This window comes from Agrobacterium sp. El2ro-1b, assembly GCF_048298475.1.
Classification (GTDB): Bacteria; Pseudomonadota; Alphaproteobacteria; order Rhizobiales; family Rhizobiaceae; genus Agrobacterium; species Agrobacterium fabrum.
On record NZ_CP103458.1, the window covers coordinates 870196 to 895608 of the forward strand.

The 25413-nt window shown below is 58.9% G+C and carries 25 protein-coding genes; 8 read left to right on the top strand and 17 right to left on the bottom strand.

The features are described from left to right. Positions 1 to 31: 31 nt before the first annotated feature. From uppF to uppC, 4 genes are all read right to left on the bottom strand, one after another. Entirely contained in the window at positions 32 to 1273 is a 1242-nt protein-coding gene (gene uppF, locus NYR50_RS04330; protein ID WP_418136880.1) for a polysaccharide biosynthesis O-antigen ligase family protein UppF, read from the bottom strand. Next, positions 1270 to 2823, bottom strand: a complete 1554-nt coding sequence (uppE, locus tag NYR50_RS04335; protein WP_418136881.1) for a polysaccharide biosynthesis glycosyltransferase UppE — start codon at positions 2821 to 2823, stop codon at positions 1270 to 1272. The genes uppF and uppE overlap by 4 nt, the downstream gene beginning before the upstream one ends. Before the next feature lie 223 nt (positions 2824 to 3046). Next, the gene (gene uppD / locus NYR50_RS04340; RefSeq protein ID WP_174008236.1) at positions 3047 to 4189 is read right to left on the bottom strand and encodes a polysaccharide biosynthesis type 4 glycosyltransferase UppD; all 1143 of its coding nucleotides are present in this window, start codon (positions 4187 to 4189) and stop codon (positions 3047 to 3049) included. A gap of 16 nt (positions 4190 to 4205) precedes the next feature. Next, positions 4206 to 4778, bottom strand: coding sequence for a polysaccharide export protein UppC (uppC, locus tag NYR50_RS04345; protein ID WP_010971492.1), 573 nt, complete (start codon positions 4776 to 4778; stop codon positions 4206 to 4208). A 210-nt stretch (positions 4779 to 4988) separates the two neighbouring features. On the opposite strand from uppC, the gene uppB reads away from it, so the two are divergent. Then, positions 4989 to 7253, top strand: coding sequence for a polysaccharide biosynthesis protein UppB (gene uppB / locus NYR50_RS04350; protein ID WP_418136883.1), 2265 nt, complete (start codon positions 4989 to 4991; stop codon positions 7251 to 7253). A gap of 18 nt (positions 7254 to 7271) precedes the next feature. Here uppB and uppA read toward each other — a convergent pair whose 3' ends face one another. Beyond that, on the bottom strand, positions 7272 to 8501 hold the full coding sequence (uppA, locus tag NYR50_RS04355) for a polysaccharide biosynthesis GNAT family N-acetyltransferase UppA (protein ID WP_418136884.1): 1230 nt from the start codon (positions 8499 to 8501) through the stop codon (positions 7272 to 7274). A gap of 97 nt (positions 8502 to 8598) precedes the next feature. After that, the gene (locus tag NYR50_RS04360; protein WP_174008239.1) at positions 8599 to 8811 is read right to left on the bottom strand and encodes a DUF2842 domain-containing protein; all 213 of its coding nucleotides are present in this window, start codon (positions 8809 to 8811) and stop codon (positions 8599 to 8601) included. A gap of 142 nt (positions 8812 to 8953) precedes the next feature. Here NYR50_RS04360 and NYR50_RS04365 point away from each other — a divergent pair, with 142 nt between their 5' ends. Next, positions 8954 to 10057 (top strand): COX15/CtaA family protein, encoded by a 1104-nt coding sequence (locus NYR50_RS04365; protein ID WP_418137252.1) that lies wholly within the window; start codon positions 8954 to 8956, stop codon positions 10055 to 10057. Positions 10058 to 10063: 6 nt separating this feature from the next. Here the strand turns inward: NYR50_RS04365 and NYR50_RS04370 are convergent, their stop codons facing one another. The 8 genes from NYR50_RS04370 to NYR50_RS04405 all read right to left on the bottom strand — a co-directional run bounded on the left by NYR50_RS04370 (position 10064) and on the right by NYR50_RS04405 (position 15690). After that, a complete protein-coding gene (locus NYR50_RS04370; protein ID WP_418136885.1) occupies positions 10064 to 10909 on the bottom strand; it encodes an aminoglycoside phosphotransferase family protein in 846 nt (281 codons plus the stop codon). Further along, a complete protein-coding gene (argC, locus tag NYR50_RS04375; protein ID WP_418136886.1) occupies positions 10906 to 11838 on the bottom strand; it encodes an N-acetyl-gamma-glutamyl-phosphate reductase in 933 nt (310 codons plus the stop codon). Before argC ends, NYR50_RS04370 begins: the two co-directional genes overlap by 4 nt. A 70-nt stretch (positions 11839 to 11908) precedes the next feature. Then, positions 11909 to 12862, bottom strand: a complete 954-nt coding sequence (gene speB, locus NYR50_RS04380) for an agmatinase (protein ID WP_418136887.1) — start codon at positions 12860 to 12862, stop codon at positions 11909 to 11911. Next, positions 12862 to 13194, bottom strand: coding sequence for an XRE family transcriptional regulator (locus NYR50_RS04385; RefSeq protein WP_418136888.1), 333 nt, complete (start codon positions 13192 to 13194; stop codon positions 12862 to 12864). The genes speB and NYR50_RS04385 overlap by 1 nt, the downstream gene beginning before the upstream one ends. Beyond that, the gene (locus NYR50_RS04390) at positions 13184 to 13549 is read right to left on the bottom strand and encodes a type II toxin-antitoxin system RelE/ParE family toxin (protein WP_418136889.1); all 366 of its coding nucleotides are present in this window, start codon (positions 13547 to 13549) and stop codon (positions 13184 to 13186) included. Before NYR50_RS04390 ends, NYR50_RS04385 begins: the two co-directional genes overlap by 11 nt. Positions 13550 to 13666: 117 nt before the next feature. Continuing rightward, positions 13667 to 14134 carry a 30S ribosomal protein S9 gene (gene rpsI / locus NYR50_RS04395; RefSeq protein WP_006312739.1) on the bottom strand — a complete coding sequence of 156 codons (468 nt, stop codon included), beginning with the start codon at positions 14132 to 14134 and terminating at the stop codon, positions 13667 to 13669. Positions 14135 to 14136: 2 nt separating this feature from the next. After that, positions 14137 to 14601 carry a 50S ribosomal protein L13 gene (gene rplM, locus NYR50_RS04400; protein WP_006312738.1) on the bottom strand — a complete coding sequence of 155 codons (465 nt, stop codon included), beginning with the start codon at positions 14599 to 14601 and terminating at the stop codon, positions 14137 to 14139. Positions 14602 to 14853: 252 nt separating this feature from the next. Next, complete coding sequence (locus NYR50_RS04405) at positions 14854 to 15690, bottom strand: EamA family transporter (protein WP_010971497.1); 837 nt, start codon at positions 15688 to 15690, stop codon at positions 14854 to 14856. An 899-nt stretch (positions 15691 to 16589) separates the two neighbouring features. Between NYR50_RS04405 and NYR50_RS04410 the strand changes: the two genes are divergently transcribed. From NYR50_RS04410 to NYR50_RS04420, 3 genes are all read left to right on the top strand, one after another. Beyond that, positions 16590 to 17024, top strand: a complete 435-nt coding sequence (locus tag NYR50_RS04410) for a CoA-binding protein (protein ID WP_174008244.1) — start codon at positions 16590 to 16592, stop codon at positions 17022 to 17024. 73 nt (positions 17025 to 17097) lie between these two features. Further along, positions 17098 to 18381: an O-acetylhomoserine aminocarboxypropyltransferase gene (locus NYR50_RS04415; protein ID WP_418136890.1), complete on the top strand. Its 1284-nt coding sequence runs from the start codon at positions 17098 to 17100 to the stop codon at positions 18379 to 18381. A 13-nt stretch (positions 18382 to 18394) separates the two neighbouring features. Next, positions 18395 to 18739 carry a cupin domain-containing protein gene (locus NYR50_RS04420; RefSeq protein ID WP_418136891.1) on the top strand — a complete coding sequence of 115 codons (345 nt, stop codon included), beginning with the start codon at positions 18395 to 18397 and terminating at the stop codon, positions 18737 to 18739. 23 nt (positions 18740 to 18762) lie between these two features. On the opposite strand, the gene NYR50_RS04425 is transcribed toward NYR50_RS04420, so the two are convergent. Next, on the bottom strand, positions 18763 to 19077 hold the full coding sequence (locus tag NYR50_RS04425) for an ArsR/SmtB family transcription factor (RefSeq protein WP_006312731.1): 315 nt from the start codon (positions 19075 to 19077) through the stop codon (positions 18763 to 18765). Between the two features lie 90 nt (positions 19078 to 19167). On the opposite strand from NYR50_RS04425, the gene NYR50_RS04430 reads away from it, so the two are divergent. Next, entirely contained in the window at positions 19168 to 19938 is a 771-nt protein-coding gene (locus tag NYR50_RS04430; protein ID WP_418136892.1) for an SDR family NAD(P)-dependent oxidoreductase, read from the top strand. Positions 19939 to 19961: 23 nt separating this feature from the next. Here NYR50_RS04430 and NYR50_RS04435 read toward each other — a convergent pair whose 3' ends face one another. Beyond that, entirely contained in the window at positions 19962 to 21209 is a 1248-nt protein-coding gene (locus tag NYR50_RS04435) for a cytochrome P450 (protein ID WP_418136893.1), read from the bottom strand. A gap of 89 nt (positions 21210 to 21298) precedes the next feature. Then, complete coding sequence (locus tag NYR50_RS04440; RefSeq protein WP_418136894.1) at positions 21299 to 22546, bottom strand: diguanylate cyclase; 1248 nt, start codon at positions 22544 to 22546, stop codon at positions 21299 to 21301. Positions 22547 to 22998: 452 nt separating this feature from the next. Between NYR50_RS04440 and clpP the strand changes: the two genes are divergently transcribed. Continuing rightward, positions 22999 to 23631: an ATP-dependent Clp endopeptidase proteolytic subunit ClpP gene (clpP, locus tag NYR50_RS04445; RefSeq protein WP_092769246.1), complete on the top strand. Its 633-nt coding sequence runs from the start codon at positions 22999 to 23001 to the stop codon at positions 23629 to 23631. Between the two features lie 291 nt (positions 23632 to 23922). Next, the gene (clpX, locus tag NYR50_RS04450; protein ID WP_006312723.1) at positions 23923 to 25200 is read left to right on the top strand and encodes an ATP-dependent Clp protease ATP-binding subunit ClpX; all 1278 of its coding nucleotides are present in this window, start codon (positions 23923 to 23925) and stop codon (positions 25198 to 25200) included. Positions 25201 to 25413: the final 213 nt, after the last annotated feature.

The following is a 25413-nucleotide window of genomic DNA, read 5'->3' on the forward strand; positions in this document are numbered from 1 at the left end:
AAATGGTGTAAGGTTCCGTAAGGGGAGGTCTTTATGCGGCGCGCGGGCGGCGGCGCAGGCTTTCACGTTTTTCCAGCGCCATGCACCCCCACAATATGCCGAGCAGCAGGAAGAAATGCCGCCAGTGGTCGGTATCGATGACGGCGCCGATCATTACATGCCCGACGAAGGTCACCCAGGAAATGATCAGGAACGACTGCCAGGGGCGTGGCCGCAGCAGATGTCGGAAACCGGCGGCAATCGTCCAGCAGATGAGGGTGAGATAGATGACGAAACCAAACCAGCCATGGGTAGTCAGGCTTTTCAGCCAGATATTATGTTCGGCGGCAGGAAAGATATCGTCGAACACCATCGGGCCAATGCCCAGCGGATGTTCCATGGCAAGCAGGAAGCCGAGATAGTGGCGGGCAAAACGCCCGAGATGCCCGCCATCATAAGATTGCACCGCCGAGGCACGGCTGGAGAACAGATCCGCCACCTGTTTGAACTGCAGCGCGATGATGACAGCCGCGACCATGAGGCCAGCCGCGACGAGGAACAACACAAGGATTTTCAGGCGAAATGCCGCCGTCCGCTCCTTCAGGAGCATGACAAAGACGAGGAGAATGGTGGCGAACAGAAAAAGGCCCCACGCCGCGCGTGAAAACGACAGGAAGATGCCAAGCGCGAGAATGAGCAGCCCGAGGATGCGCCAGGGCGCATGCATCGCCTTGCCGGTGAGAAGCCCATAGATGAGGTAAAGCGACGGTGTCACCAGAAAGGGACCAAAGACGTTGGGGTCCTGAAAGGCACCTTTGGCACGATCGTAAAGGGTGAAGACCTCGAAGCCCGGAATCGCGTGGAAATAACCGATGATGCCAAGCAGCGCGGTGATGAGCGCTGCCGTCAGCCAGGCCCGGAAAATCAACAACAGCCGCTGGTATTTGTCCTCCACGATCGCCGCATAAAACACCGAGGTCAGCGCCAGAAAGGTCGACACGGCGAGATAAAGCGGTCCCTCATCCAGATCGGCCATCGTGGTGAGCGAAAGATAACCGCCGACGTTGAAGGCAAGCAGCAGGCATAAAAGCAGGACGACGGTGCGCGAAAGGCGAAGGCCGAGCAGGAACCACAAGGCCACCTGTCCCACCATCATCAATTCGTAAGGTGCCGGTTCGGAAATGACGAAACCGGAGAGAAACACCCCAAATGCGATGAAGAACGCGCCGATGAGCCGCATGGTGGCCAAGGGTGCGTCAAAATCCGCCGCGTGCTGGTAACCGGTATGGGTCAATAGGCGTTTTCCGATTTCAGCAGCCGGATCGGCGTGAGGAATAGGATCTTCAGATCGAGAAACAGTGACCAGTTCTCGATGTAATAGAGATCATATTCGGTCCGGAACTTGATCTTGTCGCCGTGGTCGATCTCGCCGCGCCAGCCATTGATCTGCGCCCAGCCGGTCACCCCGGGCTTGACCTTGTGGCGGGCGAAATAATGTTCCACCACCTCGGTATATTTCAGATCGCCCGTCTGCGCGTGAACGGCGTGCGGGCGCGGACCGACCAAAGAGAGGTCGCCGTAGAGAACGTTGAAAAGCTGCGGCAACTCGTCCATCGAGGATTTGCGCAGGAAGCGGCCGACCGGCGTGACGCGCGGATCGTTCTTCGTGACGGCCTTTTTTGCCGTGGGATCGCTGAGTTCCGTATACATCGAACGGAACTTCCAGACGTTGATCGTTTCATTGTTGAAGCCGTGACGCTTCTGCTTGAAGAGGACCGGGCCTTTGGAGGTCGTTTTCACGGCAATTCCCGCAGCCAGCATCACCGGCCAGAAAAGGGCGATCCCCAGAAGGCTGAAAGTGATGTCGAACAGCCGTTTCGCCACCGAATCCCAGTCGCGGATCGGCTTGTCGAACACATCGAGCATCGGCACCTTGCCGACATGCGAATAGGCGCGCGGGCGGAAGCGCAATTTATTGGCATGGGCGGCGATGCGGATATCGACCGGCAGAACCCAAAGCTTGCGCAGAAGCTGGAGAATGCGCGCCTCGGCGCTGAGCGGCAGGGCGATGATCAGCATGTCGAGCTTCGTCAGGCGGGCGAATTCCACCAGTTCCGCAAAGGTGCCGAGCTTGGGATAACCGGCGACGACCTCGGGTGAGCGCTCGCTTTTCCGGTCGTCGAAAATACCGCAGATGCGGATGTCGTTGTCGGACTGCTGCTCCAGCGAACGGATAAGGTCTCTCGCGGCATCGCCGCCGCCGACGATGACGGCGCGGCGTTCCATCACGCCGTTGCGGCCCCAGTGGCGAATGGCAAAGCCGAGGATCAACCGACCGGCGAAAATCGCGATCGCGCCCGTTGCATACCAGATGGCGAAGGCCTGCCAGGACTGCAGCGTTTCGGGAAAGAAAAGGAGAAGGAAACAGGCAGTTCCCACGAAGGAAAGGCAGACGGCACCCTGAATGCGGGTGAACATTTTCAGCGGCGTGCGCAGCGTGGGAAGCTGATAGCAATCACTCGCCTGCAGCAGGAAGACGCAGAGTGCCGCACCCAGCACGCCGCCGCTGAAAACCTTCAGGAAGCTTTCAAGGCCGCGATCGGCTGCAATGCCGTTGACGACGGCAGCTATGACGACGAGCATCGTGAATTCGAGAAGCCGCAACTGCCCGATCACCATATTGGGCGAATGGTTGCCGGCGCGAAGCTGGTTGGCAATCTGCCGTGCAAGCGGATTGAGAACGACGGTTTCGGATGCCGCAGCCCCCCCGGCTTCGTAGTCGGAAAGTTTCTTGCGCAATGACGCCAGATCGAATTGCAGTCTGTCCTTGTCAGTCTTGGTCATTGCTTTGGTCCGCACCCTCCAGCGCATCGGCCCGAAAGTCGCATTCGATTTTCGACCGGACGATACGCAACTTCTAAGTGGTAAAGCCTCCCAGTCACGTCTGGATGGACGAAAGGGGGCTCTACAAGCTGGAAACTAGCCGAAACATGCTAAGAAACGTTTATGATGGATTTCTACAGGACGGCTGGAATATACAATTAAAAATCGTGTTTTTAAAATGACTTTAGGTCGTCAGCAGGTCACGATAGAGTTTCATCATCTCATCGGCCATAACAGGGGTTGAAAATTTCGCCTTGAAGCTGTCGGGATGGGGCATGACCCGCTGCGCCCAGTCGGCATCCTCTGCATCCTTGACCATGATCCGCGCCAGCGCATCTGCGTCACCGGCGGGAACAAGCGCTTCGCTATCTTCTCCGAGAACTTCGGGAATACCGCCAACATGCGAGGCGATGACGGTTTTCCCCGCCGCAAGCGCTTCCAGAACGATATAGGGCATGGCTTCGGCGCGCGAAGGCACCACTACCGTGGTGGCGAGTTCGAAGGCCTGTCTGGCGGGCATCGCCGCATGCATGGAAATCCGCCGGGAAAGCCCGGCCGTGGCGATCATCGCCGCATATTTGTCCCTGTCTGGTCCGTCGCCGACGATGACGCCGGACATGGGCTGGCCGATGCTGCGCTCCATTTGTGCGAAGGCCCTGATGAAGACATCGGGTCCCTTGAGGTCACGCAGCATGCCGATATAGAGGAAACGGGCAGCACCTTCGCGGGGAGGGACGGTTTCGAATTCGCTCTCCTGAACGCCGTTATAGATCATCGCGGTGCGGGTGCGCGGCTTGCCGACCTTGGTTTCGTAAGTCTCCTGCTCGAAATTGCAGACGAAACAGAGCGCATCGGTGAAATGCTCCTGAAAGCGCTCCAGCCGCAGGAAGAGCTGCCCCTTGAGGCTGTTTCGGGCATAGTGCAGGCTGCCGCCATGCGGTGAATAGAGGCGGGCTACGCGATACCTGTTCGCCCGCAGGAGTGAGCCGATCAGCCGGGCAAGAGCGCCACCCTTGGCGCTGTGCCCGTGCAGAATGTCCGGCCGCAAACTTTTGATGTGCTTATAGGATTTCCACAGCGCCAGGAGGTCGCCGGGGCTGATCGACCGGCGGATGGGCAGGCGGGTGAGGCCAAGCTCCAGCATCGGGGTGATCTGTGCGAAAAGCCGTTCCTCATGCGCACCGCCGGTGGAGCTGTCGCAGACGATGCCGACCTTGTGGCCTTGCCTGACATGTTCCTCGATCAGATCGCGCACATGGCGGAAAACGCCGCCCACGGGTGAGCGGAAACAATGAATGATGCGCAGGGGAGGGCCGTCATCCGACACGTTCACCGCTCCGTTTTCAGAAGAAGCGTTCGCGTACATAGACGGTATCGCCCGCCAGAATTGGCGCGCTGATCCCGATGCGGCCGGTCATCACCTCGGCATTGATCTTGCGGGTAATGTCGACATCCGCCTGGTTGGCGCGCGGGGAAAAACCGCCGGCAATGGCGATGGCGTTTTGCACGGTCATGCCCGGCACATAGGAATATTGGCCGGGGCGACCGACTTCACCCATGATGAAGACAGGACGGTAACGGTCGATTTCGATGGTTACGTCGGGATCGCGCAGATACCCCTGCCGGAGCTTGGCGGCGATCGCGGCTTCGAGCTGCGGCAGCGTCTTGCCGCGGGCGGGAACCTGACCGACAAGCGGGAAGGCGACGTAACCCGCCTGATCGACGGTGTAGGTATTGGTCAGCCCGACCTGTTCGAAAACGTTGATGCGCAGCCTGTCGCCGCTATCGACGTGGTAGGGTTGCAGCGCGGCCTCATTAAATGAGCGCGGTGCGGGTTGATATGCCGCGCAACCGGAAAGGGCCGTTAAAACGGCTAGCGTCAGTGCGGTGACATGTCGTGATCCGGCGAGCGGCATCTCATCTGGCTCCGAGTCGATCTTTGACCATTCTTATCGTTCTGTTAGGGTTAATGGCCGGTAAACATCAGGCGCGAGCGATGGTAATATCGGCTTTATTTCGTCGGATTCTCCGAGATTAACGGTTGTGTTACCGGCAAGACTTAAACTTCGCGAAAATTGGCCATCTATATTTGAGCGCCCGAGGTTTGTCTCGGTTACGGAGCTTACATGAACGGCGATCGCATGGACGACAGGGATGTGGATATCGACCTTGCGCAACTTGTTGCGGCGATATGGCGACGCAGGGGGCGGATCGCAGCGATCACCCTTCTCTCCGGAGGCGCCGCCTTCGTGGCTGCCAGCATGATGTCGCCCGCCTATAAGGGCGAGGCGCGCGTGCTCATCGAATCCCGCGCGGCCTCTTTCGGCGCGTCGCAGCAGTCCAATGCGCCAGCCGAACCCGTGCTCGATGAATTGACCGTTTCCAGCCAGGTGCAGATCCTGCAATCGGTCGACCTCATCAAGCAGGTCGCGAAAGACATGAAGCTTTATGAGCTTGATGAATTCGATCCGGAAGCCCATCCTTCCTTCGTCTCGCAGCTGCTGGTCGGGGTCGGTCTCAAAAAGGATCCGCTGCAGGTGCTGCCCGAGGAGCGTGTCTTGACGGCTTTCCGGGAGAAGCTGCAGGTCTATCAGGTCGAAAGCTCACGCGTCATCACGGTCGAATTCTCCTCGAAGGATCCGAAGCTCGCCGCCGCCATCCCCAATGAGATGATGAAGGCCTATATTGCGTTGCAGAGCGGCGCGAAGCTGGGCACCAGCACGGAAGCGGCACGCTGGCTGGAGCCGGAAATCGCCAGTCTGCGCGAGAAGGTGCGCGATGCGGACCGGAAAGTCGCAGATTATCGCGCCTCGTCCGACCTTCTCTCGGCCGGGCAGGGCGAAACGCTCGCCACCCGCCAGCTCAGCGATATCTCTACCGAACTCGGCCGTATCCGTGGCGAGCGCGCCAATGCGGAAGCGCGGGCCGAAGGCGTGCGCAATGCGCTGGCAAGCGGCCGCGCGCTCGATACCTTCCCCGATGTCGTCGCCTCCCCGACGATCCAGAGGCTGAAGGAAAACGAAACGTCGATCCGCAGCCAGATTTCCGATCTCACCTCCTCGTTGCTGGAAGGCCATCCGCGCATCAGGGCGCTGCGCAACCAGCTTGCCGGCATAGAGCGGCAGATTCAGGAAGAGACCCGCAAGGTACTCGCAAGCCTTGAAAACGAGGCAAACCTATCGCGCCTGCGCGAGCGCCAGCTCGTTCAGCAACTGAACGTGCTGAAATCGGAAAGCGTGCGCGCCGGCGAACAGCAGGTGGGCCTCAACGATCTCGAGCGCGAGGCCTCGGCCCAGCGGCAGCTTCTAGAAACCTATCTCGCCCGTTACCGCGAAGCGACGTCGCGGGCAGGCTCGGTGGATTCCACACCCGCCGATGCGCGTGTCATTTCGGCGGCGGTGGAGCCGCGTGAACCCTATTTCCCGAAAACCGGCGCCATCACCATCGTCGTGACGCTAGCAGCCTTTCTACTCTCCTGCATCGTCGTCATGCTGGTGGAACTCTTCACCGGCCGGGCTCTGAAGCCAGTGGGCCGGAGCCAGGTTCCGCCGCTCTCCGATCCGCCACCGCCGGCGCGCGCGCGCGTCGAAACGGATGAGGCCACGGACGTAGCGGAACAGCCCGTTGCCGCGCGTCATGAGACAATCCAGCCGGCTGCCCAAGCCATTCCGGTCGCGGCGCACCATAAGGTCGCCGAGGAAGAGCGACAGATGCCTGTCGCGGCCATGGCTGCGATACCGGCCTTGCCAAAGGAAGAAGTGGTTGCGGCGCAAGAGACAGCGGCGGAAGAGAACGTCGACACGTCAGACGATTTTTCAATCGATGCCGTTGCGGGCTTCCTTGCCACGCGGCTTGCCAAACCGGTCGCCGCTGTTGTATCCCCGGCCGGTGATAGCGGTTCGACCTCAACAGTGATGCTGGCGCGCGCCTTGTCCGAAATGGGCCGGTCGGTCGTTCTGGTCGACATGACGGCGTCCGGTTGTCCGACGCGGCTGATGGCACCGGAAGCCGGGCTTCCCGGTGTCATGGACCTTCTGGCCGGTGCGGCCGCCTTTGGTGAAACCATTCACGGAGACCGGCTGTCCGACGCCCATATCGTCCCGCGCGGCAACGCCCAGCCGCGTGAGGCCATGCGCGCCATAGACCGCCTGACGATGATCCTCAGTGCGTTGTCCGACGCCTATGATACGGTTCTTGTCGAATGCGGCGCGGTGCAGATTGCAAGTCTTGAAAAAATGCTACGCAATCTGCCGGCGGAAATTATCGTTTCCGTTCCCGGCCGGGATGGTGAGATGCTGGAAAAGACGCTCGATGACCTGGTGGCACAGGGCTATGAGCAGGCGTTGCCGATGACCGGCATGCGCAAGCCGGATCATCTGAGCGCCGCCTGACGGGCCGCGAAACCCGGCTCAGTCGGCGGCCGAGGCTTCCGCCCTTGGCCGACCGGCGCGAAAACGCTGGATCAATGCATAAAGCGCCGGATTGGATTTGATCAGGCTCTTCGTCCGGGCGATGGCGGCATAGGCGCAAGCCGCTGCCCGGCCTTTCAACGTTACCGGCAGGAATATATCGTGTTGCGCGGTGAAAAGCGGGCACCAGCTGCGTTTATAAAGTTGGTCGCCCACGCCGAAATCGAAAATCGCCGCCTTTTCGCGGCATGCCCTTTCGATCATCAGCCAGAACAGCAATTCGCCGGGGCTGAGCTCTGAAAAAGATTCATCGATCGAACCGAACTGGCAGATGATGTGATCCTGCTCGCGCGACAGACCGGCCACCGCAGTGATGATGCCTTCATGGGCGCCATGCAGGCGAATGGCATGCAGCTCCAGCAGGGTATCCGTCCCGGTTTCCGGAAAATTGGCGAGATCGTAGAAAAAGTCTTTTACCGATTGGTCACGAAATACATCGGGAATGCCCTGCGAGGCAAAACGGTTGGCCTTTTGCCGGAAGAATGTCTGCAATAATTCGCATTTTTCCTTCGGGGATCGGGCGATCACATGGGTGTAGCCGCCCATTTCCTCGGCCCTACGGCTCTGGATGCGAAATTTCTTCCGGCGTCTCTTCGCATTGACCTGCCGAAGCGTGGCTTCGAAACTGTCGAGCAAGGGAAGCTGGAAGGCCGGGTTCTGGTTTTCGACGGAGGCCAGATAGGAGAGCGGACTGGTCCTGCCGCGCCAGATCAAAGGGATGTTCTGCAGAGCGAGAATATCGGCCCGGCCATCAAGCAGCTTGCGCGCCTCGCGGGCAATCGCGGCGGCGATTTCCTGGCCGGCACGCGCTGCAAAGGCCGGTTCGAAAAGCCCTGTATTGATGTTGTTGAAGCGGCCGCCCGGAAAACGCGCCTTGCGGATGCCACCTTCCTGCACGATTTCGAGCGGCAGCAGGAAGATGGTCCTGCCATCCTGCCGGCCGCGCAGGGTCAGGAGGGCGCTCTCCTGCGTCTGTGCCCAGATGGAACACCAGCCAAAGCCCTGATGCAGCGAATTAAGCGGGTCCTTTTCCAGCTGTTCCCAGTCGGAGCGGATGGCCGTGGCGTCGTCGACGAGATCGATGACCAGACGATCGGCACCGCGCCGCTCGTTGTGCACGGCGATCGGCGCTTTATCCTCGCTGATTGTGACCGGCCCCTCAGCCACCATCCACTCTCTCCGGTTGTTTCGGTCGGACTATATCGTTGAGCGGCAAACAATCTGTTTATAAAATTGCGACCTCAGGGTGTCGTGTGGCCGCCTGCGATTAGCCCTGTTTTTTAGGACCGGCCATCCATTTGATAATCAGCATCGCCGGCAGGATCCACAGGATCCCGCTCAGCACGAAATAGGCGAGATGCACCCACCACGGCGATTGCGCCAGCGTCGCGGATGCGATGGCCGTCGCCGCGACGGCGTAAATGACGACGAGGCAGATAATGACGACGGTGCCGATGAGCGATCTGAGGCGAGGATGCATGAAATCTTCCGTTATTGAATATGTGGCGCGACTATAGCGCCGCGACCCCATGCCGCAAACCCTGAGGCCTTGTTTTGTAGTGCCGGTTGAGGCTAATCAACATGACTGTATGAGGGAGACCTGAAAGATGCGTTCGAACGGCATGACGATGGCAAATGGTTCTGTGGACATGGCGGTGGAGGCCGCCCTGCAGAAACAGGAAAAGGACCGCCGCCTGCTGCGCATCTGGCTGCGCGTCGTGCTTTTCACGCTATTCTGTCTGGTCCTCGTCGGCGGCGCCACGCGGCTCACCGAATCCGGCCTGTCGATCACGGAATGGAAGCCGATCCACGGCGCCATTCCGCCGCTTTCCGTGGCTGAGTGGGAAGAGGAATTCCAGCTCTACAAGCGTATTCCTCAATATCAGGAAATCAATAAGGGCATGTCGCTTGATGAGTTCAAGGCGATTTTCTGGTGGGAATGGGCCCATCGCCTGCTCGCCCGCACCATCGGCCTCGTCTTCGCCCTGCCGCTTGCCTTCTTCTGGCTCACCGGCAGGGTCGAAAAGCGCCTGCGCTGGCCGCTCGTCGGCCTTCTGGCGCTTGGCGGTTTCCAGGGCTTCGTCGGCTGGTGGATGGTGTCATCAGGCCTCGTCAACCGCACGGATGTTTCGCAATATCGCCTCGCCACCCATTTGACGATCGCCTGCCTCATCTTCGCGGGCTGCATGTGGATATTGCGCGGCCTGTCGCATCATTCGCCTGATGCGGCGGATGAGCGGACTGGCAGGGGCTTTGCCGCGCTGCTGACGGTGCTCTGTCTGTTCCAGATCTATCTCGGCGCACTGGTGGCGGGGCTGAATGCCGGCCTTTCCTATAATACCTGGCCGCTGATGGATGGTTCGCTGGTGCCGGGTGATCTCTTCCTGCAACAGCCCTGGTGGATCAACCTGTTCGAAAACCCGAAGACGGTGCAATTCATCCATCGCCTTGGTGCCTACACGCTGTTTGCCGCCACGCTGTGGCATATGGTGTCGATGGCCCGCGCCTTGCCCGGCACGCCACATGCCCGCCGCGCGGTGCTGTTCTTCGTGCTCATCTCCATTCAGGCGGGGCTCGGCATCACCACGCTGCTGATGCATGTCGATATCCACGTTGCGCTCGCCCATCAGGGCATGGCGCTCATCGTGCTCGGCTTTTCGGTCGCCCATTGGCGCGGTTTCATCGGTGAATATCCGGCACCCGTTGCGGTCGAAGTCAGGGACTGACCGCGCTTAAAACTGTTTGAGGACTGCCTTGATGGTTGCCGCGACGGCGAGTTCGTTGTCGCGCTCTTCCGCATTGCCTTCCTCTTCGTGCCACGTGGCGGAAAGGCAGCCATAGGCGAAGGCATATTGCAGCAATAGCCGTTCGTCCCGTTGCAGCGCCCTTGAAAAGATCGCTGCCATGGAGGCGATGCGGGCTTCGCTGCGGGTGAGGTCGAAACGGTCGAGCGGATTGGAGAACATGTTGGCGACATCGAGCGCCGCATCGCCGATCAGGCCGGCCGGATCGATGATGATCCAGCCGCGATCGCTGTGCATGATATTCTCATGGTGCAGGTCGCCATGCAGCGGCTTGATATCCCGCTGTTGGTCAATCAGCTCCTGCGCAAGCCTTGCTGCCTCGACAAAGGGGCTGTCGACCCCGTCGCGACGATCCTGTTCGGCCTTGCGGAACAGGCTTTCGAAATAGAGCGGCAGCGTCAGCAGGCTGGACGGCGGCGACCGCTTAGATGGCTGGTGATATTTAAGCAGGACCTCGGCGGCGATTTCTGTGGTGGCATCGTCGTTGCCATCGCGGAACAGCACGTCGCGAAGGGTCTCCGTGCCGGCATGTTCCATTAGCAGAATAGTGTCGGACCGGTCGAGCAGTTCGACGCAACCGATACCCGCGCGCCATGTGATGAAATCCGCGCCGCGAAGGCTGTCTTTCAGCACCTTCTTTTTCAGAACCTTGGCAATGGCAAGGGAGCCGTCCTTGCGCGTCAGTTCGTAAACAACGCCGGCCGGTGTATCGGCGATGCGTTTTGCGGCCTCGATATTCCACGAGGCCGGAAAAGACGGCGTATTGCTGCTCATGCCGAGAGCATCAATTCCATGTTTTGCACGGCTGCACCCGATGCGCCCTTGCCGAGATTGTCGAGCAGCGCCACGAGATTGATATGCTCACCGCCCGGCGTACCGAAAACGAAGAGCTTCATCGTGTCCTTGCCCGCCAGCTCCTCAGCGTCGATGCGGGAAATCCCCTTGCTTTCGGCAAGCGGCACGACGCTGACAATGTCCTGGCCCGCATAATGGGCGGTCAGCGCCGCATGGATTGTTTCGATCGTGGTGCCTTCCGCAAGGTCCGCTGCAAACAGCGGAACCTGCACGATCATGCCCTGCGGGAAACGCCCAACGGACGGCGCAAACAGCGGTGCGCGGTCGAGCTGGCCGTGAATGGTCATTTCCGGCACATGCTTGTGCTTCAGCGTCAGGCCATAAAGGAAATTATTGGCGCTGATCGCATCGTCGCGGCTTTGGTCCTCCATCTGCGCGATCATCTGCTTGCCGCCGCCGGTGTAACCGGAGACCGCATTGACGCTGACCGGATAACCGTCGGGCAGGATGCCGCTAGCGCGCAGCGGACGGATGAGGCCGATTGCGCCGGTTGGGTAGCAGCCGGGATTGGCGACGAAACGGGCCGAGCGAACCTTGTCGCCCTGGTCTCGGTCCATTTCGGCAAAACCGTAAGCCCAGTCCTGATGGACGCGATAGGCGGTGGATGTGTCGATGATGCGGACATTGTTGTTGCCGGCCACCATGGAGACAGCCTCCTTCGAGGCATCATCCGGCAAGCAGAGGATCGAAATGTCGGCGTTGTTGAGCATATCCTCGCGCATCGCCGCGTTGCGGCGCTCGGCCTCTGGAATGGACAGCAGCTCGATATCGCGGCGACCGGCAAGGCGCGTGCGGATCTGCAGACCCGTGGTGCCGTGTTCGCCATCGATGAAGATCTTCGCTGTCATGTCCTTGTCCTGCCTTTTCAAAGGGTTGCGAGGGTATTCGGAATCAGTTCGGCAAGTGCCGTTTTATTCGTCAGCCAGCCTTCGCCAGCCGTTCAGCACGCAGGCCAAGCATATACATTGCAACGGTGGCCCCGGCAATGGCGGTAATATCCGCATGGTCGTAAGCGGGTGCCACCTCCACCACGTCAGAGCCGCGAATATCGAGCTGTCCGAGCCCGCGCAGAACCGAGAGAATCTTGGCGCTGGTCGGTCCGCCGGCGACGGGTGTGCCGGTGCCAGGCGCGAAAGCGGGATCGAGGCAATCGATATCGAAGGTGAGGTAAGCAGGCATGCCGCCCGCGTGCTTGACGATCAGCGAAGCAATATCGCTCGCCCGCATGTCCTCCACCTCGTAGCCGTGAAGAATACGGATGCCGAAATCATCAGGCGCATGGGTGCGGATGCCGATCTGGATCGAACGGTCAGGATCTATCAGCCCGTCGCGCACCGCACGCGCGACGAAAGAGCCATGGTCGATGCGCTTGCCATCATCGAACCATGTATCCTGATGCGCGTCGAACTGCACCAGCGCCAGCCGCCCGTGCTTGGCCACATGCGCTTTCAACAATGGCCAGGTGATGAAGTGATCGCCGCCGAGCGTCAGCAGATAATCCGTCTTGGAGATGATCCTGCGCGCTTCCTTCTCGATCGTGTCAGGCGTTTTCCAATGGTTGCCGTAGTCGAGCATGCAGTCGCCATAATCGATGGTCGGCATATGGGAGAAAAGATCGCGCGCGAAGGGATATTGCGGATCATTGTCGAAGATCGCGGAAGCGCGGCGGATGGCCTGCGGCCCGAAGCGGGCACCGGGCCGGTTGGACGTTGCCGCATCAAAGGGAATACCCCAGATCGCCGTCGAAACGCCCTTGAGGTTCTTTGTATATTTGCGTCGCATGAAGGAGAGGACGCCCGCATGGGTCGGGTCGGTTGCGGCCGAGGTCAGCGTTGTCGCGGTAAAGGCATGGTCGATTGTTTTATCGGCCATTATTTTTCCGCCTTTTCAGCGAGATCGGCGAAATTGCGGATTTTGATCGCTCGGCCGTCGAAGCGCGCAACGATTTCCAGTTCGCCGCCCATCGCCTCGATAAAGCGGCGTAACGTCCCGACATACATATCAGCGCGCTTTTCCAGTTTTGCGACGGAGCTTTGACCGATATCCAGGGCCTGCGCTATTTCGTCCTGCGAGAGTTTTAGTGCCCTGCGTACATCCGCAAGGTCCATTTCTTCTTCGAGGCGATCTGCTTCGGCTTTCGATTTAACACGCGCGTCGCCTGACATCCGGTTGCGCAACTGCGCAAAACTATGTCTACCGCTCATTGTGTTTCTCCTTTTCAAGCTCCGCCAGATGCTCGTCGTAAAGATTGTCTGCAATCGGGATCATACGATCATAGAACCGCTTGTCGCCCGTTTTATCGCCGCCAATCAGCAAGATTGCGGCCCGACGCGGATCGAAAACATAAAAAATCCGCAGTGGCTTTCCGCTGCTTTGAATGCGCAATTCACGCATATGCGCGTGCCGCGATCCATGAATGCCGCTCGAGTAAGGGAACGGAAGGCGAGGGCCGCGTTCCTCGAGTTTCTGCACATAGGCGTCGATGCTGATGTGCTCGCTCTCGTCAAGCGTCTCCCACCATGTTCCGAATTCATTCGTATACTCGACGAGATAACTCATAAAGCAATATTATTCCCTTGGAGGAATAATTCAAGCCGCCGCCGATCATCAAAATAAAAAAAGGCGGAGCCGAAGCCCCGCCTTTTGAAGTTCTGATCGAACTGTTCCGATAAGCGATTAACGCTTGGAGAACTGGAACGAACGGCGGGCCTTGGCCTTACCGTACTTCTTACGCTCGACAACGCGGCTGTCGCGGGTCAGGAAGCCACCCTTCTTCAGAACGGGGCGCAGGCCCGGTTCGAAGTAGGTGAGAGCCTTGGAAACACCGTGACGAACGGCACCGGCCTGGCCGGAAAGACCGCCGCCTGCAACCGTTGCAATGATGTCGAACTGACCGGCGCGGGCAGCTGCGACCAGCGGCTGCTGGAGGATCATCTGCAGAACCGGACGTGCGAAATACGTGGTGAAATCGCGGCCGTTGATGATGATCTTGCCAGAACCGGCCTTCACCCATACGCGGGCTACGGCGTTCTTGCGCTTGCCGGTCGCGTAGGAGCGGCCGAGGGTATCAACCTTGCGGACGTGCACGGGAGCCGAAGCTTCCGATGCCGGGGCGAGGTCTTTCAGAGAGGAAAGATCGGCCATTATCAGGCGCTCCTTACGTTCTTCTTGTTAAGCGCGGCCACGTCGAGAACGGTGGGCTGCTGTGCTTCGTGCGGGTGGTTAGAGCCGGCGTAAACGCGCAGGTTCTTCATCTGGCGACGGCCGAGCGGGCCGCGCGGGATCATGCGCTCGATAGCCTTTTCAACGACGCGCTCCGGGAAGCGGCCTTCGATGATCTGGCGAGCGGTGCGCTCCTTGATGCCACCCGGGTGACCGGTGTGCCAGTAGTACTTCTTGTCGGAATACTTCTTGCCGGTGAAGGCAACCTTTTCCGCATTGATAACGATGACGTTGTCGCCATCATCAACGTGGGGGGTAAAGGTAGCCTTGTGCTTGCCGCGCAGGCGGGTTGCAACGATGGTGGCGAGGCGACCAACAACGAGGCCTTCGGCGTCGATGATGATCCACTTCTTCTCCACCTCAGCGGGCTTCTGAACGAAAGTAGACATGGATTTCACTTTCTAACGTGGACCCGTCACACTCTTGATTAAAGAGCATACGGGCGTTTCTTGTTGCTTGATTTGGTTGCCGTCAAAGGCAACCGTAAATGACCCTATTCCGGCTGGAATCCGATCTGGCGCGCTTATACGGTGTGTGCGTGAACGCGTCAATATGACCGACTTTGCTGGCCGTAAAAATAAATAAATAAAAACAGTACGTTAGATTTGGGGTATTATTTTACCCCATCAAGTCGACCCTTTTTAGCCGAGCCGCATCACCAGAACACCCGCTGCAATGATACCGCCGGCGAGATAACGCCAGATGCTGGCGCGTTCCTTCAGGATGACGACGGAGATCACCAGCGCAAAGAGAATGGAGGTTTCCCTCAGTGCCGCGACGACGGCGACGGGAGCCTTGGTCATGGCATAGAGCGCCAGACCGTAGGACAGAATGGAGCCGCCGCCGCCGATCAGGCCGCGCCACCAGTTGCGCTGCACATGCCGCGCGACCGGGCCGACGCCACGCTGGTAAAAGGCAAACCCGAACAGCAGTACCGGCGGCAGAAGCGACATCCACAGCGTATAGGAGATCGCATTGCCCGAAAGCCGCGCTCCCACACCGTCGACAAAGGTGTAGGAGGCGATCACGAAGGCATTGAGAAGAGCGACCAGGATCGCCTTTCCGCCGCCGCGCCGCGCTTCGAAAGCCAGCGTCAGGATGCCGCCGGAAATGACGGCAATGCCGGCGAGTGCGAGCGGGCTCAACACCTCGCTGAGGAACAGGCTGCTCGTTGCAGCAACGATCAAAGGCGCCACGCCACGCATGACGGGATAAACGAGGCCGATATCGCCGATCGTATAGGCGGCGGCGACAAGGCGGAAATAGGCGAATTGCAGAACGGCCGAGGCAATCAGAAAAGGAATGGCCACCGGCGCGGGAAAGGGCAGGAAAGGCAGAAAGGGCAAGGAGCAGGCCGCAGCCCCTGCCGCAATCAGCGAGGCGTCCAGCGATTTGTCGGATCCGGATTTGACCAGCGCATTCCATCCGGCATGCAGCACCGCGCCGAGGAGCACCAGAAGAAGAATGTCAAATGTCACAATAGAGACTCGCTCGCCGGCTACTTTGGGAAACCTATAACACGGGTTTGAAAACCGGAATCGATTTCCGGCGGGCGGCAAGTCTTTTGCGATTGTCCGCACACGCGTTTTCCACCGCAAGCGACCGAGGCGGCATGTGCCTGCCGCAAATATTGCTACACGCGTAAAATTTGCGCTTTGTCCATGTCGTGGGAAGGCGGAATGATTTTGCGCGGGTTCGATACCGGGTTCTGCTCATGATTTCATCTGTCGGACGCACGCATAGGTTCTGATTGCACGGCTTGTCGTTCCGCCAAGAGGCGTTTTCAGGCTGAAAATATGATCTGTTTCACCAAATGTTCCTGCTTATCCCTATCGGCGGATTGAATAAGAGATGCATCAATTGGGTGGCAAGATTTCTGAAAATAAATTTCAAATATTCTCGTGGTGATGAACTATAACGTTGTAGTGCGGTGTATTGATTGGTTTACGACATAACTTCTTGAAAATTAGATATAGCTAATTTAACTGTGAACGGAATGAAAACAAATAGGAGACGAACGGCGCATCAATTGCACGTCAATGTTGTTTGCACCTGTGTTTTGGTGCTCCTGCGACCCTCATGAAAACTGGACAGGAATAGTCAATAAACTCTGGATTCCTGTGCTGGGTGAAATCATTTTGCGTGCACGAAACCGGCTGCAGCAGAACGCAGAACCCTTCGTGGCGGCGATTTTCATGTGGGCAGGGGTTCAAGAAAACGGAGAGGCTGCCTAGATTGGAAGGGTGGGCGCAATCGCCGGCGTCAGGACTGTGTTCGCGAAATCATGCAGGAGACGCTACGCTTGCTGGGTTTTCGGATGGTGCATTTGTGCCGGCATTATTCAAACCAGGTGATGTTCCAGAAGGGAGAAGTTGACATGCAGCATGATACTTACGAGCCCGACTATCTCAGGAAAATTCTGACTGACGTCAAAACCATCGCCCTGCTCGGTGCTTCACCCAATCCCGACAGGCCGAGCCACGGCGTGATGCGCTTTCTGCTGTCCAAGGGATATCGCGTGTTTCCGGTCAATCCCGGCCAGGCGGGCAAGGAGATATTGGGGCAGAAGGTCTATGCCAGGCTTGCCGATATCCCCGAGGCGATCGACATGATCGACGTTTTCCGCGCGCCCGAATATCTGTCGGCCATCGTTGAAGAGGCGATATTGCTGCCTGAGCGGCCATCGGTGATCTGGGGCCAGCTTTCCGTGCGCGACGACAATGCCGCCGCCAAGGCGGAAGCCTATGGCATGGAGGTGGTGATGGACCGTTGCCCCGCAATTGAGTATCCGCGTCTCAATATTGCGCGATAGTTGGTACGGATTGCACTTATCATTTGGCGCCAAGGCATTATGATCCCTCCAAAATTCCAATGGAGGAAACATAATGTCGAGCAACAATCCCGGATTTTCGACGCTGGCCGTTCATGCCGGCGCGCAGCCTGATCCGACCACCGGCGCGCGCGCGACGCCGATTTATCAGACGACGGCCTATGCTTTCCGCGATGCCGATCACGCCGCCGCTTTGTTCGGATTGAAAGAGTTCGGCAATATCTACACCCGCATCATGAACCCCACCCAGGCGGTTCTGGAAGAACGCGTGGCGGCACTCGAGGGCGGCACGGCGGCGCTCGCCGTCGCTTCCGGTCACGCAGCACAGTTGCTGGTGTTCCATACGCTCATGCGATCCGGTGACAATTTCGTCGCGGCCCGCCAGCTTTATGGCGGCTCGATCAACCAGTTCGGCCACGCCTTCAAGGGTTTCGACTGGCAGGTGCGCTGGGCTGATGCCGCAGACCCAGCGAGCTTCGAGGCGCAGATCAATGAGCGCACGCGCGCCATCTTCATTGAAAGCCTTGCCAATCCCGGCGGCACCTTCGTCGATATTGCCGCGATTGCCGATGTCGCCCACCGTCACGGCCTGCCGCTCATCGTCGACAATACCATGGCGAGCCCCTATCTGCTGCGGCCGCTGGAACACGGCGCTGACATCGTGTTGCATTCGCTGACGAAATTCCTTGGCGGACACGGCAATTCCATGGGCGGCATCATTGTCGATGGCGGCACCTTCGACTGGTCGGCGACCGATAGATTCCCGGCGCTGTCGCAGCCGCGGCCGGAATATTCCGGCGTCGTGCTACACCAGACCTTCGGCAACTTCGCCTTCGCCATCGCCTGCCGCGTTCTGGGATTGCGTGATCTCGGCCCGGCAATCTCGCCCTTCAACGCCTTCCTTATCCTGACGGGCATCGAGACGCTGCCGCTGCGCGTTCAGCGCCATTCCGACAATGCACTCGCCGTCGCGAAATGGCTGAAGGCACATCCAAAGGTCGGCTGGGTGCACTATGCGGGCCTGGAGGACAGCAACAACCACGCCATCCAACAGCATTATTCGCCGAAGGGGGCGGGCTCCGTCTTCACCTTCGGCGTCAAGGGCGGTTATGCCGCCGGCAAGGCGCTGGTGGAAGGGCTGCAGCTATTCTCCCATCTCGCCAATATCGGCGATACGCGCTCGCTCGTCATCCACCCGGCCTCCACCACCCATGCCCAGCTGACACCGGAACAGCAGACGGCGGCCGGCGCCGGGCCGGATGTGGTGCGCCTGTCGATCGGCATCGAAGACGTCAAGGACATCATCGCCGATCTCGAACAATCATTTGCCAAGGTGTGAGGATCCTGCCGCGATGACAAATCTCCTGTCTTTTGAAAGCAGTGCGGTGGAGGTGGAGTACGGCGCGCCCGCGCCGGAAAGACTGATATCCGGTGATCCCAAGTTCACGACATGGAATCTGGAAGAGGCTCCCGGCGGCATCTATGCCGGCATCTGGCAGTCCACACCTGGCAAGTGGCGGGTGGTCTACGATGAATGGGAATATTTCAACATTCTCGAAGGCCATTCCATCCTGACCGAAGACGGCGGCAAACCGCGCGATCTGAGGCCGGGTGACAGGGTGGTCCTGCGCCCGGGCTTCACCGGCACCTGGGAGGTCGTGGAAACCACGCGGAAGGATTACGTCATCCGGCTTTGAGGCGGGATCACGGTTTGAAGCTGCTATTGCCCATCGAATTTGAGAATTGATGGAAGGAGCCCGGGAAAGCGGGCTTCCATGTCCTCGAGACGGACGACGCTGATGTTTTCGACGCCCTGTTTGTGGGTGCGGATCAATCCGGCCTCACGCAGAATTCGCATATGGCTGGAGAGGGTTGAGCGCGGCATATCCTGACAGGGCGCTGCCGCGCCGCAATTTTGCCCGGACTCGGACCCCCATAATTTGCGGATGATGCCCATTCGTGCCGGCTCGCCAAGGGCAGCCAGCACGGCCGTGAGCGATATGTCCTCGCGAGCGGGATGAAAAAACTGAACCATGGCTCGGCTCTAGCATATGGATTGACAGGCTTCAATATTTCAATAAAACCGAAATACCGAATTACGGTTATTCGGAAATTTAGATATTTTATGGAGTTTTTAATGTCTGGAATATTCAGCGGGCAAGTGGTCGTCGTCACGGGCGGATCGACCGGCATCGGCTTTTCAGTCGCCAAATTGTTTCTGGAAGGTGGGGCGTCTGCGGTCTATGTGACGGGCCGCAATTCGGCCAATCTCGATGCCGCCGTCGCCAAACTTGGGAAGGGGGCATTAGGCTTCGTTTCCGACGTTGCGAAGCTCTCCGACCTGGAACAGCTCAAGAGCCGCATAGAAGCAGACGGGCGGAAAGTGGATGTACTGGTCGCCAACGCCGGCATCGCGGAGAATAACGATCTTGGCGAGACCCACGAGGCACTTTACGACCGGATTTTCGATATCAACGTGAAGGGCGTATTCTACACGGTGCAGACTTTGTTGCCCTTGCTGCGCGATGGCGGTTCGATCGTATTGACGGGGTCGATCGTCGGCAACAAGGGGATGGAAAGGCTGAGCGCTTACAATGCCTCGAAAGCGGCGGTTCGGTCATTCGCCCGCAGCTTTGCCAATGACCTGAAGGGGCGGGGAATCCGTGTCAATACGGTCAGCCCGGGTGTCACCCGCACGCCGATCATGGAAAATGGACTGAAGATGGACGATGAAAAGATCGCCGGTTTCAAGGCCTATCTGAAGGATGCGGCACCGATCGGCCGGATGGCCGACCCCGACGAAATTGCCGAGGCGGTGCTGTTTCTGGCGTCTTCCAAGGCCAGCTATATTACCGGTGTGGAACTTTCCGTCGACGGTGGGCTGGCGCAAATCTAAGGGCGACGCTTCGCCACCCCGATCTACCAGCTGAGATCGAGCCGCTCCAGACCATGGAAATGATAGACGTCCTTCACCTTGGGCGGCTCGGCAATCTTCAGGCCCGGCAGACGTTTGAAAAGCAGGGGCAGGGCGAGGTTGAGTTCCAGCCTCGCAAGCGGCGCGCCGATGCAGAAATGGATGCCGGCGCCGAACGAGACGTTGGCGCCCTCGTTCCGATCCGGCTGGAAGGCCAGAGGATCGGAAAATTTCGCCGGATCGAGGTTGGCAGCGGCTAGGATGAGACTGACCTTGTCGCCACGCTTGAACTGCACGCCGTCGATCTCGACCGGTTCGAGAACCCAGCGCTGGAAGATGTGGACCGGCGCGCAGATGCGCAGCGTTTCCTCGACCGTGCGTTCCGTGGCGGTCTCGTCATGGAACAGGGTCTCGGGGTTGAGGCCGCTTTCCAGAATGATGCGCACGGAATTGCCGATCTGGTGCACCGTCGCCTCGTGACCGGCATTCAATAACACGATGGTGGTGGAGACCAGCTCGTCGTCTGTCAGGTACTGGCCCTTGTGCTCCGTATGGATCATGTGGCTCAGCAGATCGTCCTTCGGCTCCGCCCGCCGCTCGGCGACCACGCTGCGCACATAATCTGAAAATTCCTGCGCGGCCTTGTCGGCCAGAAGCTCGTCTTCGGGCGTGCGCTTGAACATGTACATGCCGACATAGGCATGCGACCACTTCAAAAGCTGCGGCCCCATCTCTTCGGGAATGCCGATCATGCGGGCGATCATCGTCACCGGAATGATGTCGGCATAGGAGGAGAGCAGCTCCGTCTCACCGTTCGCTTCAAAGGCGTCGATCAGGCGGTTGGCGAGTTCCTCGATTTCCGGCTTCATCTTGTCGACATGTCGCGAAACGAAGGCGCGGTTGATCAGGGTGCGCAGCCGCGTGTGCTCCGGCGGCTCCAGCTCCAGAAGCGAATGCTGCTCGGCGAGGTCGAAATGCTTCACATGCTCAAGCGGCTCCGGCAGGCCAATCTCTTCACGACTTGCTACATGCAATATCTGCCGCCCGAACCGGCGATCGCGCAGCAGGGTGCTGACATGGTCATAGGAGGTGAAAAACCATTGCCGCTGTTCTTCCCAGTAGAAGGTGGGACATTGCGCGTGCAGGGCGGCATAAACCGGGTTCGGATCGTTGTAGAAGGCCGGATCTCGGGCATCAAGGGAAACGCGGCGGGTGGCGGGGTCGATTTTGAGAAAGGGAAATGTCGCTGTCATGCTGATGGTTTAGTCCGCGTGTGGTGCTTTGAAAAGGGCGGGAAATGGCCAGTGCGTTCGCCGTCATCTGTCGCTGTACGGTGACATCCTCACCGGCTGGCGATGGCGGATATCCGGTTCAGCGCCGCGACCTGCCGGTCTGCATTGTTGTCCATCGGGTTTTCGTCCCGGTCCGGGGCGGGCACGACGACATTGGCCGAATTCACATGGATGACGGTCCGGTTGCGCCCCGCTTTCTTGGCGGCATAAAGTGCGCGGTCCGCCTCGGTCATCATCACGCTCAGGTCGGCATCCTTGATCATCGCTTCGGATATGCCGACGCTGGTCGTCACCTTGATGGCTTCGTTGCGTGCGGTGATTTTCGAGAGGCGCAGATTGCTACGGATGGCCTCCGCAAGTGTCACGGTGCTGGACGGGCTCTCGACTTCGGCCACTAGCGCAAATTCCTCGCCGCCCATCCGGACGAAAAGGCCGCGCTCGCCGATCACGCGTTGTGCGATATTGCAGAAATGCACAAGCACGGCATCGCCGGACTGATGTCCGTATCTGTCATTGATCTTCTTGAAATGATCGATGTCGAAGAGAACCAGCGCCACGTAGCGGTCGGAGCCGTGCGAGCGCTTCTTGATGCGGTCGAACTCCTCCAGCAGACCGCGCCGGTTGAGAACACCGGTCAGATGATCGGTCATGGCGAGCCGGTGGAGCCGCATCTCCGTATCCTCCATGATGATCTTGGCGCTGATCATGATGATGGCGGTGAAGCCGAGCATGCCGGAAATGGAGAGCGCCGATGTCATGGGAATGGCGTTGGGAACCGCGGCATTGGCCGGGATGACGATGGCGGCGACGATCGCTCCGGCAAAAGCCTGCAGGATCAGGATCGTGGCCAGCACCTTTCGGCTGCGTGATGCACGCGCCCTGCTGCCCAGAAGCACGCCGGCGAGCATGAAGTATCCGGTGGCCGCGCTGGCATGATAAAGCAGGATACGCGCGACCATGTCTTCACGCACGGATGGCACGAACATTCCGGCGATCCATAGCAGGGCCGGAATGGCGACCCAGCCGCCGAGTTTGCGCTGCTCCAGATATAACAGGCCTGCAAGCCAGAAACCGAAGGCGGAAAGTGCCAGCGTGTTGCTGACCTGGATGGATAAGAAACTGGAGATTTCTCCACGAAACGCCACCATGACGGCGCCGATGCCGGTAGTGAGGAATCCGGCGGCGAAACAGAGATTATGCCGGCGGGAAGGGCGGTGCAGCCACAGCGTTCCCAAAAGCACGGCAAGGGTGAACGTCTCCGCCGCCCACAGTAGCGTGCTCGTCTTTGCATCCAGCATTGCAAAATCCTATCTGCGCCATCATGCGGTAAAAGCGGAACCTTTCGCACGAGGTGCGTTATGCCCGCTGGAATTGTTGAGCTGCCATTTCGCCCGGAAGGGCCCATTCCCTGACGGGAACCGGAAATTCGCCGGGCAATATCAGCAGCAAATACCTAACGAGTTCTTGCCGGTGAGAAGTTATATCTGTGCATGGCAGGCGATTTTTGCCGTCGTTGCCCCGCATAGTAAAAAAATGGTGGCGGCAGGTGAAAGGGCCTCGGCAGGCGCCGTCCGGTTCAAAACCCTTGCCAGGCCGGGCCCCAACGGCCTGCAAACGCTGTTGAGCCGTTAAGGATATGCGGCTTCGTGTCTTGAAGTGCGGGGCAGGGACACTCTATGTAGGGAGAATGAAGGTTAGAAGTGATTCCGGAGCGGTTATCCGCGAAGGGCAGAGTTGACAAAGGACGGACATGAAAAATCCAGTTGATACCGCCATGGCTCTGGTGCCGATGGTCGTTGAGCAGACCAATCGCGGCGAACGCTCCTACGACATATTTTCCCGTCTTCTCAAGGAACGCATCATTTTCCTCACCGGACCGGTGGAAGACCAGATGGCCTCGCTCGTCTGCGCGCAGCTGCTTTTCCTCGAGGCTGAAAACCCGAAGAAGGAAATCGCGCTCTACATCAATTCGCCGGGTGGCGTCGTGACCGCCGGCATGGCGATCTACGATACGATGCAGTTCATCCGCCCCGCGGTTTCGACGCTCTGCGTCGGCCAGGCGGCCTCCATGGGCTCGCTGCTTCTGGCTGCCGGCGAAAAGGGAATGCGTTTCGCAACCCCGAACGCCCGAATCATGGTGCACCAGCCTTCCGGCGGCTTCCAGGGGCAGGCATCGGATATCGAACGTCACGCCCGTGACATCATCAAGATGAAGCGTCGCCTCAATGAAGTCTACGTGAAGCACACTGGCCGCACCCTCGAAGAGGTTGAAAAAACCCTTGATCGCGACCATTTCATGGATGCTGACGAGGCGAAGGACTGGGGCGTGATCGACAGGATCCTGACCTCGCGCCAGGAAATGGAAGGCGCCGCCGCGAATTGAGGCGCGCCGCTCTCTGACGTTTGTTTGACCCCGCAAAAGTAATTTCGGGGCTTTCAACCGCAACAGAAAGCGATATTAGTATATATAAAGGCTATGTTGAGTTTTTATGACGTAGCCTTGTTTGATGGGGAATTCGTTGCAGCCGGTGGTCAGCTCATGTATCTGATACCGGTTAGTACCCCGGGAAACGAGGCGGATACGGCGATGCACCCCAAGGCGAGCCGTATCGGCGGGCGGTAAGTTGACCGCGATCCGTTTGGCGGACCTGCGGCGTGCTGGAAGGAAAGTGATATGAGCAAAGTCAGCGGCAGCAACGGCGGCGACTCTAAGAATACACTCTATTGTTCATTCTGCGGCAAGAGCCAGCACGAAGTCCGGAAACTCATTGCCGGACCGACAGTATTCATCTGCGATGAATGCGTCGAATTGTGCATGGACATCATCCGCGAGGAGAACAAGACGTCGATGGTGAAGTCGCGTGAGGGTGTTCCCACCCCGCAGGACATCATCAAAATCCTCGACGAATATGTCATCGGTCAGAAACAGGCGAAGAAAATCCTGTCGGTGGCCGTTCACAACCATTACAAGCGCCTCGCGCACGCCTCCAAGAATGGCGATGTCGAGCTTGCGAAGTCGAACATCATGCTCGTCGGTCCGACGGGTTGCGGCAAGACCTATCTTGCCCAGACGCTCGCCCGCATCATCGACGTTCCCTTCACCATGGCAGACGCAACGACGCTGACCGAAGCCGGTTATGTCGGCGAGGACGTGGAAAACATCATCCTGAAGCTGCTGCAGGCTGCGGATTACAATGTCGAGCGCGCCCAGCGCGGTATCGTCTATATCGACGAAGTCGACAAGATTTCCCGCAAGTCGGACAACCCGTCCATCACGCGCGACGTGTCGGGCGAGGGCGTTCAGCAGGCGCTTCTGAAGATCATGGAAGGCACGGTCGCTTCCGTTCCGCCGCAGGGTGGCCGCAAGCATCCGCAGCAGGAATTCCTGCAGGTGGATACGACCAACATCCTGTTCATCTGCGGCGGCGCTTTTGCCGGCCTCGACAAGATCATCTCGGCCCGTGGTGAAAAGACCTCGATCGGCTTCGGTGCGACCGTCAAGGCGGAAGACGATCGTCGTGTGGGCGAGGTGCTGCGCGAGCTGGAACCGGAAGATCTGGTGAAGTTCGGCCTCATCCCGGAATTCATCGGCCGTCTGCCCGTTCTCGCGACGCTGGAAGACCTTGATGAAGATGCGCTGATCCAGATCCTGTCTGAGCCGAAGAACGCGCTGGTCAAGCAGTATCAGCGCCTGTTCGAGATGGAAGATGTGGAGCTGACATTCCACGAGGACGCGCTCCGCGAGATTGCCCGCCGGGCGATCACCCGCAAGACGGGCGCCCGCGGTCTGCGCTCGATCATGGAAAAAATCCTTCTGGATACCATGTTCGAACTGCCGACGCTGGAAGGCGTACGCGAAGTGGTGATCTCCAACGATGTCGTCAGCGGCGTCGCTCGTCCGCTCTACATCTATGCGGATCGTCAGGAAGAAAAGGCCAATGTTTCGGCTTGATTGACCGATCCGGCGCTTTGAAGAATTCGAAAGGCCCGCGCTCGTGCGGGCCTTTTCTGTTGTGGCAGGTGCGAAACTTGCAGCTAACTTAGAGTAACCCGATTTTGCGTTTGGAGCGGATTGCGCTTTGCTGATAAAGTCTTACAACTGATTTGCAGCGCGATATGACGGAAATGTGAATTGCCGTCGGCGACCCGGTTCCTGGCCTTCAAG